This window comes from Gemmatimonas sp. (assembly GCF_021298855.1).
Lineage (GTDB): Bacteria > Gemmatimonadota > Gemmatimonadetes > Gemmatimonadales > Gemmatimonadaceae > Gemmatimonas.
In genome coordinates, this window is sequence record NZ_JAJTHI010000078.1 from 1 (window position 1) to 18,726 (window position 18,726).

Annotated in this window: 19 protein-coding genes; 13 read left to right on the plus strand and 6 right to left on the minus strand. The window is 68.6% G+C overall.

All coding sequences use genetic code 11. The annotated features are described in order from the left end of the window. Positions 1 to 173: 173 nt before the first annotated feature. Positions 174 to 962 carry an enoyl-CoA hydratase-related protein gene (locus tag LW840_RS16695; RefSeq protein WP_291273246.1) on the minus strand — a complete coding sequence of 263 codons (789 nt, stop codon included), beginning with the start codon at positions 960 to 962 and terminating at the stop codon, positions 174 to 176. Between the two features lie 206 nt (positions 963 to 1,168). On the opposite strand from LW840_RS16695, the gene LW840_RS16700 reads away from it, so the two are divergent. Further along, the gene (locus tag LW840_RS16700) at positions 1,169 to 1,651 is read left to right on the plus strand and encodes a hypothetical protein (RefSeq protein ID WP_291263203.1); all 483 of its coding nucleotides are present in this window, start codon (positions 1,169 to 1,171) and stop codon (positions 1,649 to 1,651) included. On the opposite strand, the gene LW840_RS16705 is transcribed toward LW840_RS16700, so the two are convergent. After that, complete coding sequence (locus LW840_RS16705; RefSeq protein WP_291263204.1) at positions 1,599 to 2,201, minus strand: 2'-5' RNA ligase family protein; 603 nt, start codon at positions 2,199 to 2,201, stop codon at positions 1,599 to 1,601. The genes LW840_RS16700 and LW840_RS16705 overlap by 53 nt on opposite strands. 53 nt (positions 2,202 to 2,254) lie before the next feature. Here LW840_RS16705 and LW840_RS16710 point away from each other — a divergent pair, with 53 nt between their 5' ends. From LW840_RS16710 to LW840_RS16735, 6 genes are all read left to right on the plus strand, one after another. Continuing rightward, positions 2,255 to 2,524, plus strand: a complete 270-nt coding sequence (locus tag LW840_RS16710; RefSeq protein WP_291267143.1) for a DUF2007 domain-containing protein — start codon at positions 2,255 to 2,257, stop codon at positions 2,522 to 2,524. Positions 2,525 to 2,600: 76 nt separating this feature from the next. Then, entirely contained in the window at positions 2,601 to 3,680 is a 1,080-nt protein-coding gene (locus LW840_RS16715) for an L-threonylcarbamoyladenylate synthase (RefSeq protein WP_291263206.1), read from the plus strand. Between the two features lie 14 nt (positions 3,681 to 3,694). After that, entirely contained in the window at positions 3,695 to 4,609 is a 915-nt protein-coding gene (locus LW840_RS16720) for an enoyl-[acyl-carrier-protein] reductase (protein WP_291267141.1), read from the plus strand. A 10-nt stretch (positions 4,610 to 4,619) separates the two neighbouring features. Then, positions 4,620 to 6,563: an ATP-binding protein gene (locus LW840_RS16725; RefSeq protein ID WP_291267140.1), complete on the plus strand. Its 1,944-nt coding sequence runs from the start codon at positions 4,620 to 4,622 to the stop codon at positions 6,561 to 6,563. Positions 6,564 to 6,570: 7 nt separating this feature from the next. After that, on the plus strand, positions 6,571 to 7,032 hold the full coding sequence (locus LW840_RS16730) for a hypothetical protein (RefSeq protein WP_291277422.1): 462 nt from the start codon (positions 6,571 to 6,573) through the stop codon (positions 7,030 to 7,032). After that, on the plus strand, positions 7,029 to 8,249 hold the full coding sequence (locus LW840_RS16735) for an MFS transporter (protein ID WP_291268727.1): 1,221 nt from the start codon (positions 7,029 to 7,031) through the stop codon (positions 8,247 to 8,249). Before LW840_RS16730 ends, LW840_RS16735 begins: the two co-directional genes overlap by 4 nt. A gap of 105 nt (positions 8,250 to 8,354) precedes the next feature. Here the strand turns inward: LW840_RS16735 and LW840_RS16740 are convergent, their stop codons facing one another. The 3 genes from LW840_RS16740 to LW840_RS16750 form a co-directional block, all read right to left on the minus strand. Further along, positions 8,355 to 11,609, minus strand: a complete 3,255-nt coding sequence (locus tag LW840_RS16740; protein WP_291267145.1) for a glycosyl hydrolase — start codon at positions 11,607 to 11,609, stop codon at positions 8,355 to 8,357. 294 nt (positions 11,610 to 11,903) lie between these two features. Next, positions 11,904 to 12,317: a PIN domain-containing protein gene (locus LW840_RS16745; protein WP_291263211.1), complete on the minus strand. Its 414-nt coding sequence runs from the start codon at positions 12,315 to 12,317 to the stop codon at positions 11,904 to 11,906. A gap of 3 nt (positions 12,318 to 12,320) precedes the next feature. Next, a complete protein-coding gene (locus tag LW840_RS16750; RefSeq protein WP_291277423.1) occupies positions 12,321 to 12,638 on the minus strand; it encodes a hypothetical protein in 318 nt (105 codons plus the stop codon). Positions 12,639 to 12,801: 163 nt separating this feature from the next. On the opposite strand from LW840_RS16750, the gene LW840_RS16755 reads away from it, so the two are divergent. From LW840_RS16755 to LW840_RS16775, 5 genes are read left to right on the plus strand one after another with little or no spacing between them, the layout of a single operon-like run. Further along, positions 12,802 to 13,671: an SPFH domain-containing protein gene (locus LW840_RS16755; protein ID WP_291267136.1), complete on the plus strand. Its 870-nt coding sequence runs from the start codon at positions 12,802 to 12,804 to the stop codon at positions 13,669 to 13,671. A gap of 39 nt (positions 13,672 to 13,710) precedes the next feature. Next, positions 13,711 to 13,929, plus strand: coding sequence for a PTS ascorbate transporter subunit IIC (locus LW840_RS16760; protein WP_291263214.1), 219 nt, complete (start codon positions 13,711 to 13,713; stop codon positions 13,927 to 13,929). Beyond that, entirely contained in the window at positions 13,926 to 15,524 is a 1,599-nt protein-coding gene (locus tag LW840_RS16765; RefSeq protein WP_291277424.1) for an alpha/beta fold hydrolase, read from the plus strand. Before LW840_RS16760 ends, LW840_RS16765 begins: the two co-directional genes overlap by 4 nt. A gap of 22 nt (positions 15,525 to 15,546) precedes the next feature. Then, positions 15,547 to 16,083: a DUF1648 domain-containing protein gene (locus LW840_RS16770; RefSeq protein WP_291277425.1), complete on the plus strand. Its 537-nt coding sequence runs from the start codon at positions 15,547 to 15,549 to the stop codon at positions 16,081 to 16,083. Positions 16,084 to 16,135: 52 nt separating this feature from the next. Next, positions 16,136 to 16,828: a hypothetical protein gene (locus tag LW840_RS16775; protein WP_291277426.1), complete on the plus strand. Its 693-nt coding sequence runs from the start codon at positions 16,136 to 16,138 to the stop codon at positions 16,826 to 16,828. Between the two features lie 161 nt (positions 16,829 to 16,989). On the opposite strand, the gene LW840_RS16780 is transcribed toward LW840_RS16775, so the two are convergent. Then, complete coding sequence (locus LW840_RS16780; RefSeq protein WP_291267132.1) at positions 16,990 to 17,364, minus strand: four helix bundle protein; 375 nt, start codon at positions 17,362 to 17,364, stop codon at positions 16,990 to 16,992. A gap of 607 nt (positions 17,365 to 17,971) precedes the next feature. Between LW840_RS16780 and LW840_RS16785 the strand changes: the two genes are divergently transcribed. Further along, complete coding sequence (locus tag LW840_RS16785; protein ID WP_291269488.1) at positions 17,972 to 18,673, plus strand: Ig-like domain-containing protein; 702 nt, start codon at positions 17,972 to 17,974, stop codon at positions 18,671 to 18,673. Positions 18,674 to 18,726 lie beyond the last annotated feature (53 nt).

Here is an 18,726-nt window from a genome sequence, read left to right on the forward strand (position 1 = left end):
GATACCGCGTTCGGAGGTCCGAAGCCGGAGTCGCAGGACGCACGCCCTCCGGCCTCCGACTTCCGAAAGCCGTTTCCCATCTCGGACGTCCGGCATGCATCCGGCATCTGGCCTCCGACCTCCGGTCATCCGAAGCGTCCGACATCCGATGCGTCCGACATCCGCGATCCGCGCTACTCTCCCCGAAACACCGGCGTCCGCTTCTCGCGGAACGCTGTCATGGCCTCCCGCACATCCGTGCTGGCAAAGCAGGTGCGAATGTGCGTCAGCTCGTCGCGCAGCTGCTGATCGAGTGAGGCGTCGGCGCTGCCCAGCAACAGCCGCTTGGTCAGCGCGAACGCCAGCGGCGGCCCGGCAGCCAGACGCGCCGCGTAAGTGGCCACGTTGGCGGCGAACTCGTCGGCCGCCCACACGTGGCTCACCAGTCCCATGCGTTCCGCCTCATCGGCGCTGATGTCGCGGCCGGTGAGCACGAGGTCGGCGGCGCGGGCGTGTCCCACCAGTCGCGGCAGGAACCAGGTCACGCCGGCATCGGGGGAAAGACCGCGCCGCACGTAGCCCGCGGTGCACGAGGCGGTCGCACTCATCACGCGCAGGTCGCACGCGAGCATGAGACCAAAGCCCGCACCGGCGGCCACCCCATTCACCGCGGCGAGTACCGGCTTCTCGCACTGCGTCACGGCGTGCACCCACGCGCCCACCCAGTGGTACGGGTCGAGCCGCTCGGCACGCGACGCGCCAGGCATGGCCGGCTCACTTAGGTCGAGCCCCGCGCAGAAGCCGCGCCCCGCCCCCGTGATCACGACCACCCGCACCGCATCATCGCGCGCCGCCTCTCGCAACACACGCGGCAGCTCCGCCGCCAACCGGGGATTCACCGCATTCAGCTTGTCTGGCCGATCGAGCGTGATGGTGCGCACGCCGGCGTCGGTGGTGATCTGCAGGGGCTGGTCGTTGTGCATGCGGGTGCTGGGGCCGTGGTGAGGAGGTGCGGAACGCGTTCCGCCATCAGTTCTAGCGCATGGTCAGCGCTTCTGCACCCGCGTTGTCTGCAATCACGAGGAAATTGCGCGCCCCCCACTACCATCAGCGCGGGTCCGCTCGCTAGATCACACCACAACTCCCCGTGGTACTGATCGTCCCCGCCTGATTCGTCTGCTCCCGCCCCATGGCCCCGTCCCGCACCGCTGCGACTCGTACCGCCGACCCGTCGGCCGAAGCGCCCAGCCCCATCTCCTGCTGTGATGCGCTGGCGCGCACCGCCACCGAAACCTGCCGACAGCACGAGCGCCTGGCGCGCCTCATGTCGCTGGGCGTGGCCCAGAGCGAGTTGGAAGCGGCGCACGCCATGGTGGACACCATCGATCTGGCGCTCGCGGAAACAGTGCGCGATTTCGAGCGGGTGTGCGCCACGATTCCCGTGACCGATCAGGCCGACCTGCGGCATGCGGCCAACGCCATGTGGCTGTCGGCGCGCGAGTATCTGCGTCGGCACAGCATCGCCGAGAAGGCCTCGCAGCAGATTGCCCAGCGCGATGCGGACACGTTGGGCGACTTGCAGATGGAATACGAGCTCGAGGCGTCGGCGCTGCTTGGACTCAAGCAGGCGACCGCGACCTACCAGAAGCTGCGCCCTGAGACGCGCGGCTGAGACTGGCCCCTTCGGTGGCCGCCCCCGTGAGCGGCAGCCGAAAGAGCAAGGCGCTCGGCTGGGGATCGCGCGTCAGATACACCTGCAGGGTGTCGATGATCGCCGGTGCCGTGACCCGAACCGCGAGCAGTTCCCGCTCGTGCCTGGGCGTGAGCGTGGGATAGAAGGTGAGCGTGCAGTGCGGCGAAAACAGGAAGCGCGAGCGCTTGAAGGGCAGTCCGCTGCGCGCGAGGCGCTCGTGCAGGGCACGCAGCGGCCCGTGGGGATCGAGCGGCAGCGAAATGATGTCGGTCTGCATGAACCGATGTGGCGCACCAAAGGGCAACTGCATGGGCGGCGTGCTGGCGGCGATCGGTTCGAGTGCCGCACGGATGCGTTCCACCGGCGTGTCGGTGGGGATGGCCCCCACCCCCGAGGATCCCACCAGCGTCACATGCGGCGGGGTCAACCGGGCCAGCTTCGGATCGTAGCGTTGCTGGATGGCGCGTACGACCGCACCGGCTTCCCCGGGAAGCTCGGCCAGCACGAAGATTCCGAACGAAGCGGGCATGCCGGCAAGATAGCGCCCTCACGAAGCCCCCGGCCGCGCGATAACTTCGCCACATGGGCGAAGCCATGGTGGTCATCCGCGAGTACGTGAATGAAATGGAAGCACTGGTCGCGCGCAGCGTGCTCGAGGCGCACCAGATTCCCGCCGTGGTGCTGCGCGACGACGCGGGCGGCATGCTCCCGGCCATGCGACTGATCTATCCCGTGCGGTTGGCGGTGCGCTCCGCCGACGCCACGCAGGCGCTGCGGCTTCTCGACGCGCCTTTCGAGCCCGACGACGACCCGCCCCACGGCGCCTCGTTCGATTCCTCGCCCGACCGCTGATCGCGGCTCCCCCATCACGCGGCACGTCAGGCTCGCTGACGGCGTGCGCCGGCCCGCCGTACGCTAGCTTTCGAACATGTCCGTCGTCCCGGTCGACACCACGCATCCTGATGCGGCCGTCATCGCCAACGCCGCCGCGCGGCTGCAGGCGGGCGAGCTGGTCGCGTTCCCGACAGAGACGGTGTATGGCCTCGGGGCCAACGCCCTCGACCCGGCGGCGGTACAACGCATCTACGCCGCCAAGGGACGCCCCGCGTGGAATCCCGTCATTGCGCACGTCCCCTCCATTGACGCGGCGCGAGCCCTCGCTCGCGAGTGGCCGGCCAGCGCCCAGAGGCTGGCCGAGGCGTTCTGGCCGGGGCCGCTGACACTGGTGGTGCCCAAGGCCGCACACGTTCCCGACGTGGCCACGGCGGGACTCGACGCGGTGGCCGTGCGGGTGCCGGCACACCCGGTGGCGCTGGCGCTGCTGCGCGCCGCAGCGGTGCCGATTGCGGCGCCAAGCGCCAACCGCTTCACGCAGATCAGCCCCACCACCGCCTGGCACGTCGTGCAGTCGCTGGGCGATCGGGTGCCACTGGTGCTCGACGGCGGCCCGTGCAGCGTGGGCATCGAAAGCACGGTGGTGGACTGCACGGGCCCGGAGGTCATCATCCTGCGCCCGGGCATGCTGGGCCGCGAATCGCTCGAACACGTGCTAGCGCCGCTCGGCATTCCCGTGCGGCATGCGGTCCGGCGCATTGCGCACGACCTGACGGCGCTTCCCGACGGACTCGATGCGATCCCACGCTCGCCAGGGATGGCCGATCGCCATTACGCCCCCCGCGCCGATGTGTGGCTCTTCGACACGGCACAGCGGGCGGAAATCGTGGACGCGCTCGAGCGGTGGCATGCCGAACGGCCACGCGACGGCCAGGAGGCGGTGCCCGTGTACGCGCTCGTGCGCACGGGCCCGCCAGACAGCGGCGACCGCCCGCTGCCCGGTCACGTGCGGCAGCGCCTCATGCCTGACGATCCGGCCGCCTATGCGCGCACCCTGTACGGCGCACTGCACGATGCCGATCAGGCGAACGCCGGACTGATCCTCATCGAGGCGCCACCCGACGCGCCCGGATGGGATGGCGTACGCGACCGCCTCACACGCGCGGCCCGGTAGGCTATGTTTCGCCCATGCTACCCATCGACCTGACCGGCAAGCGCGCCCTCGTGGCGGGTGTCGCCGATGACAACGGCTTCGGCTGGGCCATCGCCAAGGCGTTCGCCGAAGCGGGCGCCAGCGTGTGTGTCGCCACCTGGCCGCCGGCGCTCAACATTTTCCTCACCCTGTTCGAACGCGGGAAGCTCGAGGAGAGCCGGGCCATGCCCGACGGCTCCAAGCTCACCTTCGAGCGCATCTATCCGCTCGATGCCCTGTTCGACGCGTTCGACGATGTGCCGGAAGAGGTGCGCGAGAACAAGCGCTACAAGGACCTGGGTGACTATTCCATCAGCGGGGTCGCCAATCGGCTGGTCGCCGATTTCGGCGACCAGCCGCTCGACATCGTCTTCCACTCGCTGGCCAACGGACCCGAAGTCAAGAAGCCGCTGCTCGAAGTGAGCCGCGCCGGCTATCTGGCGGCCTCCAGCGCCAGTGCGTACTCGCTCGTGTCCATGGTGCAGCGGCTCGGGCCGCTCATGCGCCGGGGTGGGGCATTCTGCTCCCTCACGTACATGGCCAGCGAAAAGGCCGTCCCGGGGTACGGCGGCGGCATGTCGTCGGCCAAGGCCCAGCTCGAAAGCGACACCCGGCTGCTCGCGTATGAGGCCGGACGCCAGTGGGGCCACCGCGTGAACACCATCTCGGCGGGGCCGTATGCCTCACGCGCGGCCAGCGCGATCGGCATCATCGAGAACATGGTGAAATACTGCACCGCCAATTCCCCCATCCCCGAAGAGCTGTCCGCTCGTGAGGTGGGCACCACGGCGGCGTTCCTCTGCAGCCCTCTCGCCAGCGGCATCACCGGGTCCACGGTCTACGTGGACAAGGGCTACCATGCCATGGGCATGGCGGTCGCGCCGCCGAGCGAGGATCGCACCCCGCGCTGAGTTCCGCCGCGTGCCCGACTCGCTCAGCACCCCCAGCGACCCGTCGCCGGCCGTCGACACGCTGACGGCGGCGCGGGGGCTCGGGCTGCGCGCACGCCTGCTGCTCATGGTGCTGGTGGCGCTCACGCCGCCCACCATCATCGCCGTCTTCTTCGATGTACGCGCCAGCGGGTCGTACCGGGTCGCGCTGTTGGCGCTCTCACTGGCACTGTCGCTCGGGCTGGCCTACGCGGTGGGCTCCATGATCGTCACCGCCGTCGAGTCACTCACCGCCGATGCGCATGCGCTCGCCGCCGGCGTAAGCGGACACCGCTCCACCATCCGCTCGAGCGACGAGATCGGATTGCTCGCGCTGGCGCTCAACCAGATGGCCGATACGGTCGAGCGTCGCAACGCGGCCCTGGCCGACAACGAACGGCGCTATCGCTTTCTGTTCGAATCCAATCCCCTCCCCATGTGGGCGTGGGATGCCGAAACCACGAACATCCTGGCGGTGAACGAGGCCGCCATCGAGAAGTACGGATACGATCGCGACACCCTCCTGTCCAAGCGCATCGTCGACCTGCTCGACCCCGAGGAGCTGCCGCGGTTCAGCGGCGCCCGGCTCCCTTTTTCCGAAGCGCGCCAGAACGCCGGCACCTGGATGCATCGCACCGCCGTCGGACAGCGCATCGAGATGGAGGTCATCACCACCAGCTCACGTCGGCTGGGGCGGGCGAGCTGGTTGAGTGTGGGCATCGACGTGACCGCGCGCCGGGAGGCGGAACGCGCCCTGTCGCGCAGCGAAGAGCAGCTGCGGCAAGCGCAGAAAATGGAAGCGATCGGCACCTTCGCCGGCGGCATTTCGCACGACTTCAACAACCTGCTCACCGGGATGCTGGGGTATTGCGATCTGCTCCTCACCCAACTGCCGGCGGACAGCATGGTGCGCGAAGACGTGGGCGAGATCCGGGCCCTCGCCGTGCACGGTACCGAGCTGTCACGCCAGATCCTCGCGATGAGCCGCCGACAGATGCTGCAGCCGACGCTCCTCGACCCCAACGAGGTGGTCCGCGGGCTCGACCGGTTGCTGCGGCGCGTCATTGGCGAGAACATCGAGGTGGCCATCGAACTGGACAGCGCCGTGGGCACGGTGCACGCCGACGCCGCGCAGCTTGAACAGACACTGCTCAACCTCGTGAGCAATGCTCGCGACGCCATGCCGCAGGGTGGACGACTCACGATCGCCACGGCCGTGCTCGACGCGACCGAAATCCGCCGGCTGCGCCTCGACAAGCAGCAGGATTGGATGGCGATTTGCGTGCGCGACGAGGGCCTGGGCATGAGCGAGCAGGTGCGGCAGCACATCTTCGAGCCGTTCTTCACGACCAAGCCCAAGGGCAAGGGGTCCGGGCTGGGCCTCGCCCTGGCGTCCAACGTGATGGATCAGTTGGGGGGCGAGATTCGCGTGGATTCTGCCGAGGGAGAAGGCACCACCATGCACCTGCTGCTGCCACGCCGCGCGGGTACCCTTGCGGTGACCACCGCGCTGGATGAGCCGCCGGAGCAGCTCGACGGGCAGGAGACCGTGCTGCTGAGTGAAGATGAAGCCGCCGTGCGCACCGTGGCCGTGGCCGCGCTGGAGCGGCGAGGCTATCGGGTGCTCGCCGCCGCCGATGGTGAGGGAGCGCTCGCCCTGTCGCGCGCCTTTCCCGGGCCGATCCATCTGCTCGTCACCGATGTGGTGATGCCGGGGATGAACGGGCGCGAACTCGCCGACCGCCTCACGCAGAGCCGCCCCGGTGTGCAGGTGCTGTACGTCTCCGGCTACACCGAAGACTCCGAATTGCTCGCCGGGTTGTCCGCCGAGACTCGGTCACTGCTCCCCAAGCCATTCACGTCACTCGAGCTGGCCCGCCGGGTGCGCGCCGCGCTGGACGGGGCCCGGGAGTCACGCCGCGCGCCGACCGGGTAACCCCGCCGTGATGAACTGGATCCTGCTGGTCATGGCCGCCATCGTGGCGGTGGTCCTGGCCATGCTGGTCGGCGGGGCGATGTCGCCGAGGGAGCGTGTCGCCACGCGCGCATTGTCGACTCCCTGCCCTGCGGCCGATCTCTTTGCCCTGGTGCGGGCCGCCGACGGCCCGCCGCGGTGGTGTGCCGACCTGCCTGGCATGCGCGTGGTGCACGAGTCGCCGCCAACGAGCGTGCACTTCGCGCTCATTACCGACGACGGCGCCCCCATGGGCACGTGGGCGGTGCACGTCACCGAGACGACGCGGGGCAGCACGGCCACCATCGTCGAAACGGTCGCGGTGCCCAACCTGCTGGTGCGCTTCCTCCGCAGCATCGGCGGCAACGGCGCGCGGCCGGAACGCTTTCTGTGGGCGGTGGCCCGCGAACTGGGCGTACCGGCCACCGTGGATACGCCCACGTCGTCGTGAGCAACGGCGCCGGCGACATCGCCCCTGGCCGATGGCGCATGCTGGGGCTGTTGGCGCTGGCCGAGCTGCTCGGCATGTCCCTCTGGTTTGCCGCCAGCGCCGTGGCGCCGCAGTATCAGCAGCAGTGGGCGCTGACCGCGGGCGAAACGGCCTGGCTCACCACGGCGGTGCAACTGGGCTTCGTGCTTGGCACCGCCCTGTCGGCGCTGCTCAACCTGGCCGACCTCGTGCCGGCCCGCCGGCTCTTCGCGACGAGCGCCGCAGGTGCCGCCCTGGCCAACATGCTGGTGCTCACGGCCGACTCCCTCGCGGAGACGGTGCCCTGGCGCGTGCTTACGGGGCTGTGCCTGGCCGGCGTGTATCCGCCCGCCATGAAGATGATCGCCACCTGGTTTCGTGCCCGCCGCGGGCTCGCCGTGGGGGCCATCGTGGGCGCGCTCACGGTGGGCAAGGCGCTTCCCTATCTGGTGAAGGCGTTGCCCGGGGCCACGATTGCCAACGTCACCGGGGCCGCCTCCGGGGCCGCACTGGCCGCGGCCGGTATGGTGTGGGTCGGCTATACCGATGGGCCATACGCCTTTCCCTCGCGCCCCTTCTCGTGGCGTCTCGTTGGCGAGGTCGTGGGACAACGTCCCTGGCGTCTCGCCATGGGCGGCTACCTCGGCCACATGTGGGAGCTGTATGCCGCCTGGACGTGGCTGCCGGTGTTCGTGGCCGCCAGCCTGGCGGCGCAGCACGATCATCATGACGCGGCCAATGCGCAGGCGTCCGTGGTGGCCTTTGCCGCGCTGGCGGTGGGTGGCCTTGGCTGCCTCTGGGGCGGCGCGGTGGCCGACCGGCGCGGGCGCGCGTGGCTGGTGAACCTCTCCATGGCCATCAGCGGCGCCTGCGCGCTGCTCATCGGCCTCACCTTCGGCCGCTCGCTCTGGCTGCTCGCCCCCGTCGCGCTGGTGTGGGGGTTCTTCGTGATCGCCGACAGCGCACAGTTCTCGGTCATGGTCACCGAGAGTGTGCCGGCGCACGCCGTGGGTACGGCGCTCACGCTGCAAACGTCCCTTGGATTCCTGCTCACGGCCGCCGCCATTCAACTCGTGCCCGTCCTCGTGGCGCGCGTGGGGTGGTCGTGGGCGTTCCCCGTGCTGGCGCTCGGCCCGGCGGTGGGCATGGCGAGCATCAGGCGCTTGGTCTCCACCCGCGTTGGCAGCACCGACCACTGACAACTGCAACTACGAAATACACACTCCCCCGGAGATCACGTGATTTCCGAGGGAGTGTGTAGGGTGTAGTGTCAGTTGTTGGTCGTTAGTCGCGCTCCGCGCACGTCACCACCGCGTACCCGTCACCTCTTCCTCGGCGCTGGTCTGCCGTGCCTGCGGGGTGTCGGCGGGCTTGACCTCAATGGCCGGGTGGCCGTGCTTCTTGAGCAGCTCATCAATGGGCGGGATGAGCTCCTGATACGTCTTCCGCAGCTCCACCAGATACCCCTCGAGTTCCTTGGTCAGCAGGTCGAACACCTGCTGGGACTGCTTCGTGGGACGCGCCTCGGTGCTCCCCACCACTCCGGCCAGCGCAGCGATCTGGTTGTTCACCTTGATGGGGAAGTTGAGCGGGTCCTGTCCCGACTGGTTCTTCACCTGATAGATCTCCGCCTCCATGGCGCTGATCTTCGTGTCGAGCTGCTTCACGAGCTGCGCGTACTTCGCGGAGTCCGCGCCCACCTGGGTCATGCGCGCCTTGGCCTGATTGCGCACGTGGCGCACGGTGCGCACGGCGTCGTTGGCGTCGGTGGTACGATCACGGATGGCCATGAGCAGCTTGTACTGCGCCACGAGGTCGAGCGGCGTGGCCTCGCTGCGCGGGTCCTTCTTGACCAGCAGCTTGGCATCACCGGCCGGCGCCCCATCCACCAGCAGCCGTACCGTATAGGTGCCGGGGAGCACCAGCGGCCCCGTCGTCACGCCGGCCCAGAGAATCATTCCCGGGAAGGTGGTGGCGTCGCCTTCACGCAGGTTCCACGAGAAGGTGTTCATGCCGGCGGCATTGGTGGGCGGCCGATCGCCAGCCACGGCCCGGCGGCCACCGCCACCGGCGGTGGGTGCCGCCTCGTCGCTCGAGAAGGAGCGCACCGTCCGCCCGGTGCTGTCACGGAATTCGATGGTGACCTTGTTGGCCTTGTCCTTGAGCCAGTAATACACGATCGCGCCGTTGGGCGGATTCTGCCCCACCGGGCTCGACGACTGCCCGATCTGGAAACCGCCGCCCCAGTTGATGCGATACGACGGCCGCGGGGTGAACAGGTGGGCGCGCTTGGCGATCACCTCCGCCGACAGCTGCCGCAGCACCCCGATATCGTCGATCACGTAGAACGACCGCCCGTGCGTGCCGGCGATGAGATCGCCTTCCTTGATGGCCAGGTCGTGCACCGGCACGATGGGCAGGTTGCGCTTGAGCGAGAACCAGGTGGCGCCATCGTCGAGCGACGCCCACACGCCACGCTCGGTGCCCGCAAAGAGCAGCCCCGGACGCGTGTCGTCCTCACGGATGACGCGCGTGAACTCGGTGCGCGGAATGCCCGCGTCGATGCGCGTCCACGTGCGGCCGAAATCGGTGGTCTTGAACAGGTACGGTTCCTGATCGTCCATCTGGAACCGGTTGGCCGCCACGTAGGCGGTGCCGGCGTTGGAGTGGCTCGCCTCGATGATGGAGACGCGCGCCCACTCGCGCTCCTTGAGCAGCGGCGGCGTCACATTGGTCCACGTGGCGCCGCCGTTGCGCGTGAGATGCACCAGGCCGTCGTCGGTCCCCGCCCAGATCGTCCCCTTGAGCACCGGTGACTCCGCCACCGCGAACACGGTGCCGAAGGTCTCGACGCCCGTCTGGTCCTTGGTGATGGGGCCGCCCGACGGGCCCAGCGTGCGCGGGTCGTTGCGCGACAGGTCGGGGGAGATGGCCGTGTAGCTGTCCCCCTCGTTCGTGGTCTTGAAGAGCACGTTCGAGCCCACGTAGATCGTCTTGGGGTCGTGCGGGCTCACGAAGATGGGGAAGGTCCACTGCATGCGGTACTTCGCATCCTTCGCGTCGTGGCCCATGGGGTTGAGCGGCCACGGATTCACGTCGCGCTCGAGCCCCGTGCGCATGTCCTTGCGCGTCAGATAGCCGCCGTAGCTGCCGGCGAACACGATGTCCGGCTTGTCGGGCAGCGCGGCAATGAACCCCGACTCGCCGCCGCCGGCATCCTTCCACATGTCCATCGTGATGCCGCCGCGCGCCCGCGACGGCCCGCAGAGCGTGCTGTTGTCCTGCTGCGCGCCGCAGATCTGGTACGGAAAGTGGTTGGTGGTGGTCACATGATAGAACTGCGCCGTGGCGAAGTCCTGCGCCGTCCACGTCTTGCCGGTGTCCACGCTCACGCTTGCGCCGCCGTCGTCGGCTTCGATCATGCGCCCCGCATCATCGGGAGCAATCCACAAGTCGTGCGAATCGCCGTGCGGCGGGTTGAGATTGCTCCACGTCTTGCCGGCATCCTTCGAGACTTGGAACTGCACGTTCGACGCGTACACCACGTCGGGGTTCTTCGGGTCGGCGTAGATCTTCGAGTAGTACCACGCCCGCTGCCGCAGCTTGCGCTCGTCGTTCACGCGCTGCCACGTGGCGCCGGCGTCATCGGAGCGGTACACGCCCCCCTGATCGGCTTCGATGAGGGCGTACACGCGACGCGGGTTGGCGCCGCTCACGGTGATGCCGATGTTCCCCCAGAGGCCGGTGGGAAGGCCGGGGTTCTTCGTGATCTCCGTCCACGTGTCGCCGCCATCGATGCTCTTGAACATGCCCGAGCCCTTGCCGCCGGAGACGAGCATCCACGGCTTGCGGTGCGCCTGCCAGAAGCCGGCGTAGAGCACGTTGGGATTGCCCGGGTCCATGACCAGGTCGGCGGCGCCGGTGCTGTCGTCGCGGAAGAGGATCTTCTGCCACGACTTGCCGCCGTCCTTGCTGCGGAACACCCCACGCTCGGCGTTGGGCCCCCACACGTGCCCCTGCGCCGCGACGTACACGAGATCGGGGTTGGTGGGGTGCACCCGCACCTTGGCGATCTGCCGCGTGTCATTGAGGCCGATGTTGGTCCACGTGCGGCCGCCATCGGTGGTCTTCCACATGCCGTCGCCGTGCGACACGTTGCCGCGAATGGCAAACTCGCCGCCGCCCACGTACACCACGTCCGGGTTGCTGGGCGCCACGGCCACGGCTCCCACGGTGCCGCCGAAGTAGCGGTCGGTCATGGGCAGCCAGGTCTCGCCGCCGTCGGTGGTCTTGAAGACCCCGCTGCCGGTGGTGCCCATCCAATACTCCTTGGGACGAGCCACGGAACCGGCCACGGCCACGGAGCGGCCGCCGCGATAGGGACCGATTTCGCGCCAGCGGATGGCGGAGAGGGCGGCGGTATCGAAGCCGGCCGCGAGCGGAGCGGGCGCCGAAACCTTGGGTGCAGGGCGGGCAGCGGGCTTGGCGCCCTGCGCACCCAGCGCCGCCAGCGGCGTGATCGCGACGGCGAACAGGGCCAGACGCGGGGAGAAACGCATCACAGCGGGACCTCCGAATGAAGTGTGACGGACCGAGCGGCGACTATTGCGAGTGAAGGCGATGGCCGCAATAGGGGCTGTCTTGGGTACGGTTTGGGAGGGGGGAGGGTTGAGTGGTCGGACGGATGGAATCGTGCGGGCGACTGGCAGCTGGCCCGTTCAGGGTCGAGCGTCGTGCGTTGAGGGTTTGGGGCGGGTGTCACACCAACACACGCCCCAGAACACACGACCCTTTACCCTGAACGGAAATCACGGTCAGTCGCGACCGGCTCGTCGTAGCGTAGCGGGGCCGCGCTACACGCCCGTCACCATGGCGTAGCCGGCGATCGCAAAGTGCGGGTCGAGCGTCAGCGCTGCCCGGATGCCGCGAGATGCCATGATCGCGAAGCTCACGGCGTCGACCATCGAAAACGGCTGGTCGGCGTAACGCCGGAGCCAGTCGTTGATGGCCGCATCCTCGAGCTGATCGGTGCTGGTGACGACCACGTTCGGGGACGCACGCACCAAGTGCAGAAACTGCAGCCCGGCGGCGATCCCGGCGCGCCGCATGAGCAGCGCGTGAGACTCGGCCACCACCAGGTTCGAGGTGACGATGCGCTCACGGCGCCCGACCCTGTCCCGCAAGACCGCACTCAGGCCGGCATGATCCGGGTGCGATCGCACGACCAGCGGATACCAGGCGCTGGTGTCGACGAACAGTTCGCCCACCGCCTACGCACCGTCCGACGGCGACTGCCATGACCGCGCTTCGTCGTCAGCAAGCACCTGATCGTGCGCGCGGGCGACATCGACCTCACCGCACGGTTCGATGTCATGGACGAGGCCGACGAGCCGGAGTGCCGGATGCGCGACCGGACTCATGTGCTGCAACTCGAGCGCCTCGAGCCCGCGGCGAAGCACCTCCGACTTGGACGCCCCGAGCTGCTCGGTCAGGCGCTCAAGCCTCGCCTGGTCGGCCGCGGTGAGGTACACCTGGGCCGGCTCGCCCGCACGCTTGCGAGGGCGTGGCGTGTCATGATAGTCGGTCATGACATGAGGATATGACCGCTTTGCAATCCGGGCAAGGCGCGGGGTCTGAGGGCCGGGGCTTTCTGTCGACGCACGTGGTGCCGGGTGAAACCCTCTTGGTACCCCTCCCGTATGTGCTACCGAAGTGATATCACTTCAATACCAACTTCAACCGAGTCTTTCCATGCTTCGCGAATTGCAGGTCAAGCCCTCCAACGGGATTGGCGTCGCCGTCCTGCTCACCGCCGTGGTTCTGGGCGGCCTCTACGGGTTCTACCTCGGCGCCCGCGGCGAGAACGTGGCGCTGGCCGTGGGCGGACTCACGCTCGCCGTCCTCGCCGGGCTGGGTCTGCCGGGGCTGTTCACCGTCGAGCCCAACGAGGGCAAGGCGCTCACCCTCTTCGGCACCTACAAGGGGACCGTGCGCGAGCCCGGCCTCTGGTGGGTCAACCCGTTCATGTCCAAGACCGGCGTCTCACTGCGCGTGCGCAACTTCGAGACGAACAAGCTCAAGGTGAACGACGCCTACTCCAACCCGGTGGAGATCGGCGCCATCGTCGTCTGGCGCGTGGTGGACACCGCCGAGGCGCTCTTCGAGGTGAACGACTACGTACAGTACGTGGCCGTGCAGAGTGAGAGTGCGCTGCGGGCCCTCGCCTCGCAGCACCCCTACGATGCGCACGGCGCCGGCGAGATCGCGCTCAGCACCAATCAGGACGAAGTGAACAAGGGGCTCGCCAAGGCCCTCGTCGATCGCCTGTCCAAGGCGGGGGTGGAGGTGATCGAGGCACGCATCAGCCACCTTGCCTACTCCCCGGAGATCGCGGCGGCCATGCTGCAGCGGCAACAGGCGAGCGCCATCGTGGCCGCGCGTCAGACCATTGTGGAGGGTGCCGTGGGCATGGTGCAGCTGGCCCTCGCCTCGCTCAAGGAGCGCGACATCGTCGATCTCGATGGCGAACGCAAGGCGGCCATGGTGAGCAACCTGCTCGTCGTGCTGTGCAGCGAACGCTCCACCCAACCGGTGGTGAACACCGGTTCCCTGTACACGTGACCGGGCTGTTGCCCCGCCCCCGGCACGCGCCGCGCGCCCATGGCTGACCGCAAGTCGTTCCTGCTGCGCGTTGACCGGGAGCTGCTCGACGCCGTGCAGCGCTGGGCCAACGACGACCTGCGCAGTCTCAACGGCCAGATCGAGTTTCTCCTGCGGCGCGCGCTCCGTGACGCGGGGCGCGCGCCGAAGGGGCGGCCAGCAGCTGAGGCGGCGGCAGCACCCGATCCATCCGATTCCATCGCCCCCGACGAGTCATGAACCCTTCCACGCTTCCCGCCCGGTTGTGGCGCACCGTCTCGCTGCTCCTTGGCGCGCTGGCGCTGGTGCGACTGGCCGGTCTGTTCCCGACGCGCCTGCATGCCCAGTCGGCGCCCATCACCTTCGTCTATCTGCGCGGCGCCGACACCATTGCCACCGAAACCGTCACGCCGGGCGACGGGGTGGTGAAGGGGTCGCTGGTGTACCGCGGGCAGCCGCGCGTGGAATGGGAACAGGTCCGCACGCCGCTTCGGCTCACGCTCACGGTGTTCGCGGCGGGCAGTACGGCCGACGCGGCGCCGGTGCAGATCGCCGGCTTTGTGCCGCAGGGCGACTCCATGGCGGTGGAAGTGGGTGTGCGTGGCGCCATGCGTCCGCAAATGGTGGCCATTCGTCCGGGCGCCGTGGCGCTGCTCAACAGTTCGCTCCTCCACAGTGCGCTGCTCACGCAGCTGGCGCACGAAACGGGGCGCACCGTGCTGCCGGTGGTGCTCGCGCAGGGCGCGCAGGCGTTCGACGCCACCATCACGCGGCAGGGGGACACGACCACGATGGCCCTCGCCGGCATGACCTTTGTCATCGTCTGGCGTGATGGCCTCCCCGAGGAGGTCCGGGTACCGGCGCAAAACCTGCGCGCGGTGCGCGCCAGAGGGCCGGTATCGCTGGCGCCGGCAGCCCCCATCAGCTACGACGCGCCCGCCAACGCGCCGTACACGAGCGAACACGTCACCATCCCCACGCCGCGTGGCTATACGCTCGCCGGCACGCTCACGCGCCCGCGCGCTGTCGCCGCCAGGGTGCCGGTCGTCGTGACCATCAGCGGCAGCGGTCCGCAGGATCGCGACTCGCGCCTCCCGGGCATCACGAACTACGCGCCGTTCCGCGACATCGCCGACACGCTGGGGCGGCGCGGCATCGCGGTGCTGCGCTACGACGATCGCGGCGTTGGGGAGAGTGGCGGCCGGGCCTCACGTGACAGCGCCACCAGCGAGGACTTCGCCGACGATGTACTCAGCGTGGTGCAGTTCCTGCGCGCGCGCCCCGACGTGGATGGCACGCGCATCGTGCTCGCCGGCCACAGCGAAGGCGGCCTCATTGCCCCCATCGCCGCCGTGAAGGACCCGCGCATCCGTGCCGTCGCGCTGCTGGCCGGGCCGGCGATCACCGGCCGCAAGGTCCTCGAGTACCAGAACGAAAACGGCATTCGCGCGGCGAACGTGAGCGATTCCCAACGGGATTCACTGCGCCGTACCGTTCCCGCGGCGCTCGACTCCCTGGCCCGCACCGATCGCTGGATGCGCTACTTCATGACCGCCGACCCGCTCGTCACCGCGCGTCGCGTGACGCAGCCCGTGCTCGTGCTGCAGGGTGACACCGACATGCAGGTCACCCCCGAGCAGGCGGACACGCTCGCTGCAGCCGTGCGCGGCGCCGGCAATCGGGCGGTCACGCTGCGCCGCTTTCCGGCCACGAATCATCTCTTCCTTGCCGACGCCAGCGGGTCGCCCACGGGCTACGCCGCCCTCACCGACACGAAGGTCCGTGCCGAGGTGCTGGGGGCCCTGGTGGAGTGGACGCTGCGCGTGACCCGGTAACCGGCGCGCATCCGGAGATCGCATGCGATTCCTTCGTCTCGTCGGCTGGGTCGGGGTGGCCCTGCTGCTGGCAGGCACTGTCGTGAGCTATCCGCAGCTGCCCGCCACGATCCCGCAGCACATCGATGCCGGTGGGAAACCCGGCAACTTCGTCGCCCGGTCACCGCTCGCCTGGGGATGGCCGGTGCTGCTCACGCTGCTGCTCATGATCCTCAACGAGGGGCTACGCGCCTGGCTGCCGAAGAGGCCGGAGCTCTTCAACTTCCCCGGCAAGGAACAACTGCTCCGGTTGCCGGCGGAGTATCGCGGCGAGGTGGTGCTGCGCATGCAGCACTTTCTCGATCTCATGAGCGTGCAGCTCGTGGTCACCTTTGCGCTCGTGCAGTGGATGCAGTGGCGCGGCGCGCACGGCGCCACCAGCGAGGCGCTCACCGTCACGCTGATCGTGGGCCCCAGTCTGTTCATGGTAGTCGTGGGGCTCTTCCTGAGCGGCCTGCAGGAAGCGGTGGACCGGGCCCAGCGACGATACGAGAGTCGGCGCCATCCGCAGCACCCCTGACCACGGCGGCGCGCCGGTTGCATCCGGCGCGCCGCCGCTGCTTCGTATGCGCATGCGTCGATCTCTGGCTCCGCTGCTGCTGCTCCTGACCTTCGCCCGCGCGGCGGAGGCCCAGGCGGTGACTACCGACAGCACCGCGGTGGTCTACGCCTACATTCAAGGCGCCGATACCATTGCCTTCGAAGGCGTGCGACTCGAGTCGGGCTCAGTGCGTGGTGTGTTCGTTGTCCCCAATAGCCCGCGGCTTGCCTGGGAGCATCAACTCGAAGGGGGCGCGCCGACGTTGCTCAGACTGGGGGTCTATCCCCCCGCCGGCGCGGGGGGCATCCTCCCGCTACAGGAGACCGACTTTCTTGCGGTGGGAGACTCCATGCTGGTGACCACCACCGTGCAGGGAGAGCGCACCGCGCAGCGGCTCCCCACCAGACCGGGAGCCATCCCCTTGCTGGGACGCTCGATGTTGCACACGGCCTATCTGGCGTGGTTCGCCCAGCAGGCGCACCGCGACTCCCTCACCCTGTTCATCACGTCATCGGGGAAGACCGTGCACGCCGCCGCGACCGTACGCGGTGAGCAGATTGCACTCACCGTAGACGGCCTCGAGATCATCAGCACCTGGAGCGAGAGCACGCTGCTGACCGTGACCGTGCCGTCGCAGGCACTGAAGGTTGTACGGCTCGATCGACAGGCGCCGGATGGTGCGGCGTGGGAATCGTCGGGAGCCGGCGGTCGGATACCCAGATGAGTCGGATGTCGGACGTCGGACCATCCGACGTCCGACTGCCGGCGTCCGACGCGTCCGACGCGTCCGATGTCGGATTCTCCGATGTCGGAGGCCCGATGCATGCCCGACATCGGAGGCCCGACGTCCTCGGAGGTCCGAAGCGCGAGGGGCTTTCCGGGCAGCTATGAAACGGGTGAGTGCTTGAGGCGGCGGCGGAGGCCGTAGAGCATCATGCGCACGGCCGCGATTTCGCCGAGGATGAACGACAGGCGAGGATCGTGCACACCGAGGCGGTCGCTGAGACCGAGAATGCGCTCCACTTCATTGCACGACCCAATGGCCACCTCGAGAAACGCGATGACGCGCGGCGTCGCGTGGTATCCGCAAGCTTCGCTCAGGTTGAGCGAAATCGAGGCCGCGGCGCGTACGACCTGATTGCGAAGCCCCGGCGAGAGATCCGCCAGAAGACGACGGTGCCGAGACGCGAACGCATGGATCTCCACTACGAGCGCATCCGCGCGCTGAACCACCTGCAGTCGATTCGGATTGTGAGGCATGCCCCACGATAGGCCACGCACACGATCCTCCCTCACCGAATCCACGCGCGCGCCATCGCCGTAACGCAGGACCATCCGGCCTCGGACTTCCGACCGCCCCCTCCGGCCTCGGACCTCCGGCATGCATCCGACGTCCGGCTTCCGACGTCCGATGATCGGATGATCGGACGGTCGGAGGTCGGATGGTCGGAGGTCGGAGGTCGGAGCTCCGATACATGCCCGACATCGGAGTCCCGACGTCCTCCGAGGTCCGAGCCCGGACGGGCGGCCGCGACCATCCCGTGCCCCGCGACCTGCACCATCCGGCCTCGGACTTCCGACCGCCCCCTCCGGCCTCGGACCTCCGGCATGCATCCGACGTCCGGCTTCCGACGTCCGATGATCGGATGATCGGACGGTCGGATGGTCGGATGGTCGGAGGTCGGAGCTGCGACCGCATCCCATGTCCGGCCCCTTCACCGTTCCGCCACACGCCGGACATGAACACTGTGACGAAATCGTACGACGAAGTGATGAATGGCGAAATCGTGACTCAAGTCACGATCAAGACGGGACGGAACGACTTCGGGTAGTACCACACCTCAATCGCCACTGCATAGGAGTGTCCATGTTCCGTCGCGCCGTTACCGCCCTTTCGCTGTGTGCCCTCACTGCCGCCACCGCCTGCTCGGACTCCAGCAGCCCCGTATCCCCAACCGATGAAGCCGTGCCGGTCCGTGCCATGGTGATCGGCGGCGACAACCAGCTCATTCCCGTCATGCAGGAAGGTCTGGACACCCTGGCCGTGCGGTTCTTCGTGCCCTCGGGCGCCCCGGTGGCCGGCGCGACCGTCACCTGGACGCTGAACGGCGATGGGCGCGTTACCGCGGTGTCGGCGCTGACCGACGCCGCCGGTGTGGCGCGCGCCGTCTTCCAGGCCGGGTCCAAGGCGGGCACGGCGACCGTCACGGCGGCGCTGGGCAGCGACGACGTGGAGTTCGTCGTGCGGGTGAGCGCTGCTGATCCCAGCAGGCTCCAAGCCATGGCCATGACGACCGATACGCTCTCGGCCGGGAAGCCGTTCAACGGGGCCCCGGTCCGCGTGCTCGATCAGTACGGCAACCCGGTCGCGGATGTGCCGCTGACGGCCACGATCTTTGCGGCCGAAAGCGACGAACCGGAGGCTCAGCTTTCCCTGGTCGCCAATGCGGACGGCATTGCCCGACTCGGCACGGAGTTGGCGCTCCCCGCGGGGACGCATCGCCTGGTCTACGCGTTCGCGGAACACACGGTCACCTACCAGCTCGTGGTGATGCCGCCGCAGGACTGACCACCGCGAAGGACGACGCGCGCGATGGCGGCGGCGCGGGCATCTGCCTGCGC

What these genes read in the sequence shown, in the direction of transcription:
- LW840_RS16695 (WP_291273246.1), bottom strand. Translation starts at nt 962, where the DNA reads ATGCACAACGACCAGCCCCTGCAGATCACCACCGACGCCGGCGTGCGC.
- LW840_RS16700 (WP_291263203.1), top strand. Translation starts at nt 1,169, where the DNA reads ATGGCCCCGTCCCGCACCGCTGCGACTCGTACCGCCGACCCGTCGGCC.
- LW840_RS16705 (WP_291263204.1), bottom strand. Translation starts at nt 2,201, where the DNA reads ATGCCCGCTTCGTTCGGAATCTTCGTGCTGGCCGAGCTTCCCGGGGAA.
- LW840_RS16710 (WP_291267143.1), top strand. Translation starts at nt 2,255, where the DNA reads ATGGGCGAAGCCATGGTGGTCATCCGCGAGTACGTGAATGAAATGGAA.
- LW840_RS16715 (WP_291263206.1), top strand. Translation starts at nt 2,601, where the DNA reads ATGTCCGTCGTCCCGGTCGACACCACGCATCCTGATGCGGCCGTCATC.
- LW840_RS16720 (WP_291267141.1), top strand. Translation starts at nt 3,695, where the DNA reads ATGCTACCCATCGACCTGACCGGCAAGCGCGCCCTCGTGGCGGGTGTC.
- LW840_RS16740 (WP_291267145.1), bottom strand. Translation starts at nt 11,609, where the DNA reads ATGCGTTTCTCCCCGCGTCTGGCCCTGTTCGCCGTCGCGATCACGCCG.
- LW840_RS16750 (WP_291277423.1), bottom strand. Translation starts at nt 12,638, where the DNA reads ATGACCGACTATCATGACACGCCACGCCCTCGCAAGCGTGCGGGCGAG.
- LW840_RS16755 (WP_291267136.1), top strand. Translation starts at nt 12,802, where the DNA reads ATGCTTCGCGAATTGCAGGTCAAGCCCTCCAACGGGATTGGCGTCGCC.
- LW840_RS16760 (WP_291263214.1), top strand. Translation starts at nt 13,711, where the DNA reads ATGGCTGACCGCAAGTCGTTCCTGCTGCGCGTTGACCGGGAGCTGCTC.
- LW840_RS16765 (WP_291277424.1), top strand. Translation starts at nt 13,926, where the DNA reads ATGAACCCTTCCACGCTTCCCGCCCGGTTGTGGCGCACCGTCTCGCTG.
- LW840_RS16770 (WP_291277425.1), top strand. Translation starts at nt 15,547, where the DNA reads ATGCGATTCCTTCGTCTCGTCGGCTGGGTCGGGGTGGCCCTGCTGCTG.
- LW840_RS16775 (WP_291277426.1), top strand. Translation starts at nt 16,136, where the DNA reads ATGCGTCGATCTCTGGCTCCGCTGCTGCTGCTCCTGACCTTCGCCCGC.
- LW840_RS16780 (WP_291267132.1), bottom strand. Translation starts at nt 17,364, where the DNA reads ATGCCTCACAATCCGAATCGACTGCAGGTGGTTCAGCGCGCGGATGCG.
- LW840_RS16785 (WP_291269488.1), top strand. Translation starts at nt 17,972, where the DNA reads ATGTTCCGTCGCGCCGTTACCGCCCTTTCGCTGTGTGCCCTCACTGCC.